Annotated in this window: 10 protein-coding genes; 2 read left to right on the top strand and 8 right to left on the bottom strand. The window is 62.5% G+C overall.

The features are described from left to right. Window positions 1–180: 180 nt before the first annotated feature. From RO069_RS04335 to RO069_RS04300, 8 genes are all read right to left on the bottom strand, one after another. Complete coding sequence (locus RO069_RS04335; protein WP_328185504.1) at window positions 181–1,527, bottom strand: ShlB/FhaC/HecB family hemolysin secretion/activation protein; 1,347 nt, start codon at window positions 1,525–1,527, stop codon at window positions 181–183. A gap of 189 nt (window positions 1,528–1,716) precedes the next feature. After that, window positions 1,717–2,376 carry a class I SAM-dependent methyltransferase gene (locus tag RO069_RS04330; RefSeq protein WP_328185503.1) on the bottom strand — a complete coding sequence of 220 codons (660 nt, stop codon included), beginning with the start codon at window positions 2,374–2,376 and terminating at the stop codon, window positions 1,717–1,719. Window positions 2,377–2,460: 84 nt separating this feature from the next. Beyond that, a complete protein-coding gene (locus tag RO069_RS04325; RefSeq protein ID WP_328185502.1) occupies window positions 2,461–2,853 on the bottom strand; it encodes a nuclear transport factor 2 family protein in 393 nt (130 codons plus the stop codon). A gap of 48 nt (window positions 2,854–2,901) precedes the next feature. After that, window positions 2,902–4,749: a cation:proton antiporter gene (locus RO069_RS04320; protein ID WP_328185501.1), complete on the bottom strand. Its 1,848-nt coding sequence runs from the start codon at window positions 4,747–4,749 to the stop codon at window positions 2,902–2,904. A 204-nt stretch (window positions 4,750–4,953) separates the two neighbouring features. Next, window positions 4,954–5,502, bottom strand: coding sequence for a hypothetical protein (locus tag RO069_RS04315; protein ID WP_328185500.1), 549 nt, complete (start codon window positions 5,500–5,502; stop codon window positions 4,954–4,956). Between the two features lie 29 nt (window positions 5,503–5,531). Beyond that, the gene (locus RO069_RS04310) at window positions 5,532–6,929 is read right to left on the bottom strand and encodes an alkaline phosphatase PhoX (protein WP_328185499.1); all 1,398 of its coding nucleotides are present in this window, start codon (window positions 6,927–6,929) and stop codon (window positions 5,532–5,534) included. A 225-nt stretch (window positions 6,930–7,154) separates the two neighbouring features. Then, window positions 7,155–7,325 carry a DUF1328 domain-containing protein gene (locus tag RO069_RS04305; protein ID WP_328185498.1) on the bottom strand — a complete coding sequence of 57 codons (171 nt, stop codon included), beginning with the start codon at window positions 7,323–7,325 and terminating at the stop codon, window positions 7,155–7,157. 182 nt (window positions 7,326–7,507) lie between these two features. Continuing rightward, window positions 7,508–7,990 (bottom strand): Lrp/AsnC family transcriptional regulator, encoded by a 483-nt coding sequence (locus tag RO069_RS04300; protein WP_328185497.1) that lies wholly within the window; start codon window positions 7,988–7,990, stop codon window positions 7,508–7,510. A gap of 157 nt (window positions 7,991–8,147) precedes the next feature. On the opposite strand from RO069_RS04300, the gene RO069_RS04295 reads away from it, so the two are divergent. Together RO069_RS04295 and RO069_RS04290 are read left to right on the top strand one after the other, a co-directional pair. Beyond that, window positions 8,148–11,711 (top strand): indolepyruvate ferredoxin oxidoreductase family protein, encoded by a 3,564-nt coding sequence (locus tag RO069_RS04295; protein ID WP_328185496.1) that lies wholly within the window; start codon window positions 8,148–8,150, stop codon window positions 11,709–11,711. Beyond that, window positions 11,704–12,885, top strand: a complete 1,182-nt coding sequence (locus tag RO069_RS04290; protein WP_328185495.1) for an amino acid aminotransferase — start codon at window positions 11,704–11,706, stop codon at window positions 12,883–12,885. The genes RO069_RS04295 and RO069_RS04290 overlap by 8 nt, the downstream gene beginning before the upstream one ends. The last annotated feature ends 143 nt before the right edge of the window (window positions 12,886–13,028 follow it).

Genomic DNA, 13,028 nt, shown 5'->3' with positions numbered 1-13,028 from the left:
GGCGCAACGCGGCTATCAAGGCCCTCAGTGGCTCCCGAAGGGCGCGACGCTGAGGTTTCTGGCCGGTGTTGCCAGCCCTTGATGTGGAACCATCACACCGGCGGACTGGCGCCTTGGCCAGAAACCTCAGCGTCGCGCAGTAGGCTAACGAATTACCCAGACGGGACACTAGAGAGGAAATCAGAGTGTCCAGGTCAGGTCGACAGACACATCCGGCACATGGGTGGTCACCACGTCGGGGCCGGCGCTGTCCAGCAGGGTACCGGCACGAAGCCCGCCGGAAAGGTGCTCACCACTGACCCGCCAGAACACCTCCGCCACGCTGGCCCGGCTGGTCAGGTGCGGATCCACCGCGGCTTCGGCCCACCCCCGGAGTAACGAGAAGCGAATGCTGGTATACAGGTTCATGGGTGACCAGAGCGGTCGGCTGCGGGTTTGGCTATCCAGCCGCAGCCAGCCCCCTTCCCGGCCTCGCAGGGCCTGGCCGCCAAATCCATGCATCATACCCGGCCCCACTTCCATATAACGCCAGGAAGGCAGTTCATTGGGGGTGAACTGGTACTCCCCCTGGAGTGCCCAATCCATGTTCAGCCACTGGCGCCGGAGGTTGGCGCTCAGGTTATAGCGCTGGAAGGTTCCCAGCCCTTCCCCGCAGGATTCCTGCTCGGCACCTTCCGTCAGTGCCACGCAGCCCTCCACGGAAAAGCCGAGGTCACCGTAGGTATCCAGCATCGGCAGGTACCGTTCCACCTGGCCATCGAGACGCAACAGGGAGTAACTGCGCCGGGACTCATCACTCAGGTCACCGTCCTGGTACCAGCGACGGGTGACGTCAGTGGTAATAACCCGCGCATCCAGGCTGGCACTGTCACCACGGTACAGGGAGCGGGCCAGGTCGATTTCCAGGGTCTGGCGGGTGCCCCCGAACCGCTTGACGTCACCGTCGTCCACCTCGTTCTCGTATTCGTGGATGCGGCCACGGAACTCCAACTGGTTGTCTCCCATGGGCACCCGCCAGGTCAGGCCCATGTCCATGGTGCTGTCGCCAGGCCGCTGGGAGGTGGACCAGTTGCCGTCCACGGACAGGTTATTGCTGAGCCCGGGAATCCGGTCCGTTTCGAATCCCACCCGGACCCGGTCGCTCTGCTCGGCCTCGTGATCTTCACCCCGCAGGAAGAAATTCTCGCCGATCCACTGGTCCCTGGCGGCACTGGATGAAATGGGAATGGCGGCCGTGGAGGCATCCGTACGGGTAGCCACGATCACCGGCGCGGATGCAGACGTCGCCCCGGACGTTGCCGTCGTCTCCTGGCCGCGACGTACCCAGGCCAGGCTCTTTTGCAGCAATCCCATGGTGCGCTGGTGCTGCCCGGCATCGATACCAGCGGCTGTGCTGTCCGCCATGGACGTTGCACAAAACCCCGCCGTGGCCATCAGCGCAATGATGACCGGGAGGATCTGGCGTGTGCTGGGTGAGACGTGGGGCATGCGGATCAATGGTGTCGGGTGCCGGTTTTGTGCCGTCATCCTAAACTGAATAATTACAACTAATCCATGATTTCAGCCCCACGGTAGCAGGACTTTACAATTTTAATATTTCTTACGAAACAGAGACTTCGGCAAGCCTTTGAAACCCCGACATCAAGTCATAACACGCCCACTCTCACGACAGGCGTTGTTTACAGTTGGATACAGGGTTACAGGGAATTCGGAGTGTCACGCCTTGCGGAACAGAGCGACATCCTTGCGGGGGATATCCAGCCACCAGCCGAATCGATCGGCCAGCCAGCGTAACGTCTCTTCCCGGTAGAACACGATATGGGTGGGATCGCGGCGGTAGTGCCAGTTCGCGAACCGGCTGTCGTCGGTCTGGAAGCAGGTCATCACCCCCAGCGTGCCTCCGGACCTGAGCATCCCATCGAGCTGCCGGAAGACGCCCCAGGGATCACGCAGGTGTTCAACCACCTCCGTGCAGGTAATGAAATCCCATTGCCGCGCCAGTACCGAAGCATTCGGGAAGAACACCGGGTCATAGCAGGTGACCGCCAGCCCCCGCTCCTCCAGCATGGCCGCCAGTGCCGGCCCCGGGCCGCAGCCGAAATCCAGTCCCTGTTGCCCCGGCGACAGCCTGCCTAGTAGCGGCGTGGCCAGTTTGTCCAGGAAACGACGGTACCCCGGATCGTCCACGGCATTGTCGTGGAGCCGATACACCTGCGCCTCGTCCTGTTCCGACAGCCATCCATCCGGGTCCATGACCGTGGCCCGGCATTGCCCGCAACGACGGTACAGGCGCTCCCCCACACGGGCGAACTCCGCCAGGGGCCCGCCCTGGCAGACACTGCAGAAATCCCGGGCTGCCAGGCGTTGAGTCGTCAAGCAGATCTCCAGATTACGATCCGTGAGTTTGAGAACCAGGAAGCCGTCAATCAACCGGAGGGCACTGACAGCCCCCCTTTCCTCTCAGCCGCCCTTGCGGATCTGGAGCATCGCCGCCATCTTCTCGTGGAGCTTGTTGACCGCCTTCAGCGGCCGCACCATGACCTTGAAGTCACGGATGCGACCCTCCTCATCCCACTGGATCATGTCGATACCGTTGATCACGATACCATCCAGTTCGGTGCGGAATTCCAGTACGGCGTTATTGCCATCCACAATCTCCCGCAGGTACTCGAACTGATCATTGCCCAGCACATAAAATGCCGCCGCCAGATACTCCCTGGTGATGGCCTTACCTTCCTGTGGAGTATGCACCACGGGTGAGTGGAATACGGCATCGTCAGCCAGCAGGTCATCCAGCCCGTTGACGTCACGGTCCCGCATCAGTTGGTGCCAGGTCTTGAGGGTATCGATCACGTTGTCTACTCCAGGTTGTTGTCGTTGTGATGGTGCGGCTGACTCCGGTCAGGCAGTGCCGGATGTCGCCTCCGAGGAATCCTCCTCGGCCTTGCGGTCCCTGGCGGCCTTGGGCGGCACCAGGCTGATAAGCTGCCAGTCGGTTTCCGGAGCCACCTTCTCGCCCGCCAGGATCGGGTGGATCTTGTCCTTGTCATTGATCACGAACAACAATCGGGCCTCGCCGTCATGCCGTGCCAGGAAATCCTCGTAGGTGAAACTCTCGCTCAACTGGGTGGTCTTCACCGTATAACCGCGACTCATCAGGCTGGCGAGTTTGGGGTAGGAAAGATCGTTGAACAGGCCCCGGGTCTGCTGGATCTTCTCGGCGGTCTGGTGGCTGGCCTTGGAATCCTGCTCGCCTTCCGAGAGGCTGTACACACTGTTGGGGCCGAACCAGTCCAGGAAGTGGTAGGTGGCCAGTGAATTGAGCTGCTTGTAGGGTGAGATAACCAGCAGCTTACCCACCCCGGTCAGGTCCAGGTGGGTGGAGGCATGCTCGGACGTGGGATTACCGAAGTACACCTTCAGCCCATCCATGCGCGCCTGCCGCACGTTCTCCCAGTTGGTATCGGTCAGCACCACGGGAATCTCGTTCTTCTGCAGCGCCAGGGCAATGGCCCGGGCCCCACTGTTGGCTCCCAGGATCAGGAACCCGAACGCGGCGGGTTCGGCTACCCCCAGGGCCTTGGCCACCGGTCGCGCGGTGAGGCTCTGGAGGGTCACGGTGGCGATAATCAGCATGAACACCAGCGGCACCAGGGTGCTGGCGTCCTCATAGCCGTGATTCTCAAGCTGGAACGCGAACAGTGCCGATACCGCCGCGGCCACGATGCCCCGGGGAGCAATCCAGCTCAGGAAGGCCTGCTCCCGCCAGTTCAGCCGGGTGCCAATGGCCGACAGAACAATACTGAGGGGTCGGGCCACCAGCATCAGGATTGCCAGCACCGCAACCAGGCCCCAGCCAAGCTGGGCTATGGCGGCGAAATCCACCCGCGCCGCCAGGATGATGAACAGGGCGGAAATCAGCAGGACACTGAGGGACTCCTTGAATTCCAGGATGTCGTCGATGGGCACCATCTTCATGTTGGCCATCCAGATACCCATCACGGTGACCGTGAGCAGGCCGGATTCATGGGCCAGTTCATTGGACAGGGCATAGACCCCGAGCATGAACGTCAGGGTGCCGGCGTTGTGGAGGTAATGGGGCAGCAGGTGCTTACGCAACGCAACGCCATTGAGCCAGCCGGCCACGGCACCGAACACCATACCCACCACCACGGTCTTGCCGAAGATATAGACCGAGTGCCAGAACACATTGCCCTGCCCCCAGGAGATAATGGCCTCGAACACCAGCACCGCCAGCAGCGCCCCCACCGGGTCGATGATAATGCCCTCCCAGCGCAGGATGTTGGCCAGGTTCTGCTTGGGCCGCACCGACCGGAGCAGCGGCGCGATGACCGTAGGACCGGTAACGATGGAAATGGCCCCGAACAGCAGCGCCACTTCCCAGGACACTTCGAGGATCCACCGGGCTGCCAGGGTGCCGATGATGGCGGTAACCACTGACCCCACCGGCACCAGGTTGCGGACCATGCGACCATGGCCCTTGATCTCGTCATACTTGAGGGTCAGGCTGCCCTCGAACAGGATCACCGCCACCGCCAGCGAGATCATCGGAAACAGCAGGTCACCGAACAACGGTTCCGGTTGCAGCCACCCCAACACCGGACCAGCCGCAATGCCGCCGGCAAGCAGGAACAGGATCGCTGGCATTCGCAGCCGCCAGGCCAGCCACTGACAGAAGAGAGAGGCAACGCCAATACTGGCCAGTACGAGAACGATACTTACGCTCATAGATACCCGGTTCCATTGGTTTCTGATTCGGCGGGAGGACAGAGAGACCTCGCCCGGACAGGATGCTGACAAATCCGGTTCCGGTCAGCCCTGATCGAGTCACAGGATACGCCAGAGGAGAAAAGCTGTACACGGCAGGCCGTTGCAGCCTGCCGTGTCGAGAAAACCACCCGCCCCAGCGGACGGGTAGCGTGTACGGCAGGATCAGGCCTGACGGGCTCGCATGACGCCCAGACCCAACAGCCCCAGGGCCAGCAGGCCCAGGGAGCCCGGCGCGGAGACAGCCGCGGAACGGGTGAGCGAGACATCATAGTCCCAGGTGCCCTCGCCGTCGGCCAGGTAGGGAGGCACCTCGCCCCCCAGGGCCAGGGTGAAGGTACCGGTTTCCGGCAGGATGAAATCCATCAGGGATTCATCGCCGGCGGTGGATGACAGGGTCACCAGGGAAAACAGGTCCCAGTCACCGGCATTGTTGAAGTAGAACGGCTGGGAGAAGCTGTCCGGTGTACCGGTGTACAGCGAGAAGGCCACATCGGTGGTGTCGCTGCCGGCAAACAGGCTGATGCTCTCGCCGGCGGTACCGTCGAATGACCAGAAATCCACCCAGGAGCCATTGGACTCGGACCAGCCGGATTCGGATTCCAGGCTGCCACTGTAGACAGCACCATCGTCCAGGGCGCCTTCATAGATAATGGCGGAAGAGGCACTGAGCGGGGCCAGCGCCAGGGTGATTGCTGCGATCCATTGTTTCATGACGTCGATCCTTTTCCTTGTGAAGTCAATCAGAGGGCACCGTTGTCCCAGGGGCCGGTGATGGCAAAGGTGATGCCCGGGGTCTGGATGTTCACGAACAGCCACTGGTTGTGGAAGGTGGCACCGCACCATTCACGCCCGGTGTAGTTGCCGGAAAAGCCATTCTTCTCGCCGGCGAGGATCACGTTGTTCTCGGCGAACGGGAAGATCTGGCCGTCGCGGGTCAGGCCATGGAGCAGCTGCTTGGGACGGCTGCCGTCCTCGCACAGGACGATGCCGCCACGGGGGCTGACCGCGATGTTGTCCGGCGAGTTGAGAACGTCGGCGGCCGGGCTCTCGAACACCAGGCGCAGGGTTTCGCTACGGGGGTCATACTCGAAGATCTGACCCTGTCCGGCATCACCACCGGAGGTGGAGACGAAATAGACATAGCCGCTGTCGTACCAGCAACCCTCGCCACGCTCAAAACGGGCACCACCCTTGGCACGACCCTGGCTGTACACCCCCAGGCTGTTGGTGGTGCCGTCCTCGTGGGCCTTTTCCGGGTTGTCGATATCCACCCATTCAACCTGCCAGGTGGTGTCGTTGGGATAGCCCGCCGCCAGGTCGGCCTGGTCCTCGCCCACCACCTTCAGCATCTGCAGCTTGCCGCCTTCCTGCAGGCGACCATGGGTGTCGGGGATGAAGCGGTAGAAACCGGAGGTACCGCGGTCCTCGGTCTCGTAGACAACGCTGGTCACCGGATCCACTGCCACCGCCTCGTGGACGAAACGGCCAAGCCCCTTGAGGGGTTCGGCGGACGGGCGACCGAACGCGGGCACCTCGAACACCCAGCCGTGGGTCTTGACCCCGGCTTCGGTCTCCGGCCCCAGGGTGGTCTCCTCACAGGTCAGCCAGCTACCCCAGGGGGTGGGCCCGCCGGCGCAGTTGGTGGAAGTACCGGACAGTGCCGCGTAGCTGTCGAGCCACTTGCCCTGGTAGGTATCAAAGGTCAGCGTGGTGTTGCCGCCCGACGTGCGCGGGTCGTAGGCAAGACGGGTGAACGGATCACCGACCCCACGGACCTCGTGGTTGCGGATCATGGTGACGGTGTTGCCCTTGGCGGCCACCACGCCCATGCCGTCATGGGAGCCCGGGGTCACAATGCCGTCGGACATGGTGTCACCGGTCCAGCCAAAGCTCTGGTACCGGAAGCCATCCGGCAGGGCCAGCAGGTACAGGCCGGTGGTTTCATCGGCCTTCAGGGACAGGGGGCCATAATCCGGGCTATACGGCAGGCTGGCGGCGCGCAAGTCGCGACTGGCGAGACCACCGAAGGCCAGCCCGGCGGCGCCCAGCAGGCTGCTTTTCAGGAGGGAACGACGATTGAGGCTCAGCGAATCCGATCGGGACTGTTCAGGCAGTTGTACAGGATTGGTCTGTTTCATACGTCTCTCTCTGTTCTGGTTGTATGACCGGGCCTGATGGCCCGGCTGTCTGTCACCATAGAGAGCAGGTCTTACCGTCGGGTGTCCGGTCCTTGATGTTTCCCTGACGGTTTAAAGACGTATAGCTGGAAAATGTACACATGTCATATGACCATGATGTGCCGGACACAAAAAAGGCCGGCAAGGACCGGCCTGACTGAGATGGGTTACCTGAGAACCCGCAAGTCAGGGCTTGCGCCCCTTCATTGCGTTGGCTACCAGAGAAATCACCAGCAACACCAGGAAGATAAAGAAAAGGATCTTGGCAATGCCTGCGGCGGTTCCGGCAATACCCCCAAAGCCAAGGACCCCGGCAATAATGGCAATGATCAGACAGACAACGGCCCAATAAAGCATCGTTCCCTCCTTAGAGTTGGCCCACCTGAGTGGGATGCCAACGCAACATGAGTTTGGGTAACGCACTTCAACCATTGGCTCTGTGGCGGAAAAACTCAAGAAATCAGCGGCTTCCTGACCAACATTTAATACTCATCATTGTGCCCTGAACGGATAACGCCACCTGCAGGAGGTCCAGAAACCTATTCTGCGGAAACGTTCACAGGCAGCATCTGGGTATTCTTGATCTCCCGCAGTGCAAAGTTGGAATTGACCTGGGCAATGCCCTGCAGGGTGAATATTTTTTCATTGAGGAAACGGTCATAGCTGGCCATGTCCGCCACCACGACCCGCAGCACGAAATCCGCATTGCCGGTCACCGCAAAGCACTGGAGCACCTCCGGGTAACTGCTCACCTGCCGCTCAATTTCCGCCGTGCTGTCGATGGTGTGCCGTTGCAGGGACAGGTTCACCAGTACACATAGCCCCTGACCCATGGCCTCGGGATCGAGCCGGGCGCTATAGCCGGTAACCACTCCGGCCTCCTCCAGTCCGCGAACCCGTCGCCAGCAGGCGGCCGGTGACAGCCCGACCCGTTCCGCCAGCGACTGGTTGCTGATACGGCCATCCTGCTGGAGCACGTCCAGAATGCGACGGTCCAGCTTATCCAGATCAACCTGTTTCATTTGGTAACACCTGATTTTTATCAAAGAGTCTTTCGTTTTTATTGTTGATCACTGCGTTTTATTTCGCAAACCCCCATCAAAGCTGCTCAAAAAGCAAACACATTTTGCGCGTCCCCCTTTAGACTTTTGTTCATAAAATCAACAAAAGGAGGGCGCCATGTCCACCGATACCCGTCAACCTGATACCGTCCAACCGGATCCCCCCCAACTGGACGACTACAAACTGGAAGACCGCTACCTGCGGGAATCCGGTCGCGTATTCCTCACCGGTACCCAGGCCCTGGTGCGCATCCCACTGATGCAGGCCGCCCTGGACCGCAGGCAGGGCCTGAACACCGCCGGCATGGTCAGCGGCTACCGGGGCTCACCCCTGGGGGCCTATGACCAGGCTCTGTGGCAGGCCGGTGACCTGCTGGAGCAGAACCGGATCGACTTCGTTCCCGCCATCAACGAGGACCTGGCGGCCACCATCATGCTGGGCACCCAACAGGTGGAAACCGACGACGACCGCCAGGTGGATGGCGTGTTCGGCCTCTGGTACGGCAAGGGCCCGGGCGTCGACCGGGCCGGGGATGCCCTCAAGCATGGCACCACCTACGGCAGTTCTCCCCACGGCGGCGTGCTGGTGGTGGCCGGGGATGACCACGGCTGTGTGTCCTCCTCCATGCCGCACCAGTCCGACGTGGCGTTCATGAGCTTCTTCATGCCCACCATCAACCCGGCCAATATTGCCGAATACCTGGAGTTCGGCCTCTGGGGTTACGCCCTGTCCCGCTACAGTGGCTGCTGGGTGGGCTTCAAGGCCATCTCGGAAACCGTGGAAAGCGCCGCGTCGGTAGAACTACCACCGCTGCCTGAGTTCGTGACCCCGGACGATTTCACGCCACCGGCGGACGGCCTGCACTACCGCTGGCCGGACCTGCCCGGGCCACAACTGGAAACCCGTATCGAGCACAAGCTGGCCGCCGTGCAGGCCTTTGCCCGGGCTAACCCCATCGACCGCTGCCTGTATAACAATCGGGACGCCCGCTTCGGCATCGTCACCACCGGTAAGGGCCACCTGGACCTGCTGGAAGCCCTGGACCTGCTGGGTATTGATGAAGACAGGGCCCGGAAGATGGGCCTGGACATCTACAAGATCGGCATGGTGTGGCCCCTGGAGCGCAAGGGCGTGCTGGACTTCGTCCACGGCAAGCAGGAAGTGCTGGTGATCGAGGAAAAGCGCGGCATCATCGAAAGCCAGATCAAGGAAACCATGTCCGAGCCGGACCGCCCCGGCGAAGTGCTGATCACCGGCAAGCAGGACGAACTGGGGCGGCCACTGATTCCTTACGTGGGCGAGCTGAGCCCGAAACTGGTGGCCGGCTTCCTGGCCGCCCGCCTGGGCCGGTTCTTCGAGATCGACTTCAACGAGCGCCTGATGGCCATCAACACCATGACCACCGCCCAGGATCCCGGCGGTGTCAGACGCCTGCCCTACTTCTGCTCCGGCTGCCCCCACAACACCTCCACCAAGGTACCGGAAGGCAGCAAGGCCCTGGCCGGCATCGGATGCCACTTCATGGCCTCCTGGATGGGCCGCAACACCGAATCCCTGATCCAGATGGGCGGCGAAGGCGTCAACTGGATCGGCAAGAGCCGCTACACCGGCAACCCCCACGTGTTCCAGAACCTGGGGGAAGGCACCTACTTCCACTCCGGCTCCATGGCCATCCGCCAGGCGGTGGCCGCGGGCATCAACATCACCTACAAGATCCTGTTCAATGACGCTGTCGCCATGACCGGTGGCCAGCCGGTGGACGGCCAGATCACCGTGGACGCCATTGCCCAGCAGGTGGCCTCCGAGGGCGTCAAACGGGTGGTGGTGCTCAGCGATGAGCCGGAGAAGTACGACGGCCACAAGGACCGTTTCCCGAAGGATGTCACCTTCCACGACCGCAGCGAACTGGACCAGGTGCAGCGGGAGTTGCGGGACATCCCCGGCTGTACCGTACTGATATACGACCAGACCTGTGCCGCCGAGAAACGCCGTCGCCGCAAGCGCCAGCAGTTCCCGGATCCGGCCAAGCGGGCCTTTATCAACCACCATGTGTGCGAAGGCTGCGGTGACTGCTCGGTTCAGTCCAACTGCCTGTCCGTGGTGCCCCGCAAGACCGAACTGGGTCGCAAGCGCAAGATCGACCAGTCGTCCTGCAACAAGGATTATTCCTGCGTCAACGGCTTCTGCCCCAGCTTCGTCACCATCGAGGGCGGCCAGCTACGCAAGAGTCGTGGCATGGACACCGGCTCGGTACTGACCCGCAAACTCGCCGACGTGCCGGCCCCGGAGCTGCCGGCCATGACCGGCTCCTACGACCTGCTGGTGGGCGGCGTCGGTGGCACCGGCGTGGTCACCGTGGGCCAGCTCATCACCATGGCGGCCCACCTGGAATCGAAAGGTGCTTCGGTACTGGACTTCATGGGCTTCGCCCAGAAAGGCGGCACCGTGCTCAGCTACGTGCGCATGGCCCCCTCCCCGGACCGGCTGCACCAGGTCCGCACCAGCAACGGCCAGGCCGACGCGGTCATCGCCTGTGACCTGGTGGTGGCCAGCTCCCAGAAAGCCCTGAGCGTACTGCGGCCAAACCATACCCGCATTGTCGCCAACGAGGCGGAACTGCCCACCGCCGACTACGTGCTCTACCGGGACGCGGACATGCAGGCGGACAAGCGCCTGGACATCCTCCGCAACGCCGTGGGCGACGACCACTTCGCCCGCCTGGACGCCAACGGCATTGCCGACCGTCTGATGGGCGACACCGTGTTCTCCAACGTCATGATGCTCGGCTTCGCCTGGCAGAAAGGCCTGCTGCCCCTGTCCGAAGCGGCCCTGATGAAAGCCATCGAGCTCAACGGCGTAGCCGTCGACCGCAACAAGGAAGCCTTCGGCTGGGGCCGCCTGGCCGCCGTCGACCTGCCGGCCATCACCGACCTGCTGGAAGGCAACCAGGCCGAACCCGTTGAAGTGAAGCCGGAGCCCACCCTGGATCAGCTCATCGACACCCGCTACCACCACCTGGTGGCCTACCAGAGCCGCCGCTGGGCAGATCAGTACCGGGCCAGCGTCGCCAATGTGCGCAAGGCCGAGGAAAGCCTGGGCCACACCAACGGCCTGCTGACCCGGGCCGTAGCCCAACAGCTCTACCGCTTCATGGCCTACAAGGACGAATACGAAGTGGCCCGCCTGTTTGCGGAAACCGACTTCATGAAGGAAGTGAACGACACCTTCGAAGGCGACTTCCAGGTCCACTTCCACCTGGCCCCGCCGATCATGAACAAGGGCACCGACGCCCAGGGCCGCCCGAGGAAGCGTAAATTTGGCCCCTGGATGTTCCGGGCGTTCAAACTGCTGGCGAAATTCCGCGGACTGCGGGGCACCGCCATCGACCCGTTCCGCTACTCCGCCGACCGCAAGCTGGACCGTGCCTTGCTGAAGGAATACCAGGCACTCGTTGACCGCATCGAGAAGGGACTGGACGCCAGCAACTACGATACCTTCCTGCAACTGGCGGAACTGCCGGCGGACGTAAGGGGGTACGGCCCGGTGCGGGAGCAGGCGGCGGAAGCCATCGGTGAAAAGCAGGCTCAGCTCTACAAGGCCCTGGACACCGGTCGCCCCACCCTGATCCGCACCCATCAGGCCGACGACCAGACGGACGAAAAGGAGGCAGACCATGTTTGAAGCCCTCAAGCCCCTGCCCCAGGACCCGATCCTGCAACTGATGCAGACCTTCCGGGACGACCCGCGCCCCAACAAGGTGGACCTGGGCATCGGCGTCTACAAGGACGACGCTGGCAACACCCCCATCATGGCCGCCGTCCACGAAGCGGAACGGCGGATGCTGGATGGCGAAACCACCAAGAGCTACGTAGGCCCGGCTGGCTCCGCCGGCTACAACAACGCCATGGGTCACCTGATCCTGGGCAACGACAGCCCGCTCATCCGCGACCAGCGCACCTCCGTGGTCCAGACCCCGGGCGGCTGCGGCGCCCTGCGCATGGCGGCGGAATTCCTGCGCCTGTGCAAACCCGACACCACCGTGTGGGTCAGCACTCCCACCTGGGCCAACCACCTGCCCCTGCTGGGCGGCGCCGGACTCACCATCCGCGAATATCCCTACCTGAATCGCGACACATTACAGGTAGACTCCGCCGCCATGCTGGAAAGCCTGGAAGGGGGCCAGGCCGGCGACGTGGTGCTACTCCACGGTTGCTGCCACAACCCCTCCGGGGCCGACCTGAGTGTCGAACAGTGGCAGGACGTCACCAGCCTGATCCAGCGCAAGGGCCTGCTGCCCTTCGTGGACATGGCCTACCAGGGCCTGGGCGACGGCCTGGACCAGGACGCCACCGGCCTCCGACACCTGGCCAGCCAGGTACCGGAAATGCTGGTAGCCGCCTCCTGCTCCAAGAACTTCGGCCTCTACCGGGAACGCACCGGCGCCCTGATGCTGATCTCGGAAACCCCGGACATCAACCAGGCCGCCACCAGCCAGCTGCTGAGCGTCATCCGCTCCCACTACTCCATGCCACCGGCCCACGGCGCCGGCATCGTGGAAACCATACTGGGAGACAACGACCTGACCCGGCAATGGCAGAACGAACTGAACGGCATGTGCGAGCGCATTCTCCACCTGCGCCACGCCTTCGCCGAAGCCCTGGCCCCGGCGGGCGACTTCAGCTTCATCGCCCGGCAGCGGGGCATGTTCTCGTTCCTCGGCATCGGACCGGAACAGGTAAAGACACTGCGGGAAGACCACGGCATCTACCTGCTGGATTCCAGCCGGGTGAACGTGGCGGGACTGAACGACAAGGTACTGCCGCGAGTCGCGGAAGCCATCAGGAGTGTTTTGTAGGTCCTTCTGACGGTAACCCTAAAAAAATCGAGAGAACCTTAGCGGGCAGCTCCAAGGTCTGAAGCAGTGGGTCCGGGATGCTTTTCCAGGACCTTCGAAAACAGGGACGTTTTCGAAGAGCCTCCATGGATGGATTCACGGCG

This window comes from Marinobacter sp. OP 3.4 (assembly GCF_036224885.1).
GTDB lineage: Bacteria > Pseudomonadota > Gammaproteobacteria > Pseudomonadales > Oleiphilaceae > Marinobacter.
The sequence above is the reverse complement of the archived record's forward strand: the minus strand, read 5'-3'. Positions and strand labels throughout refer to the sequence as shown.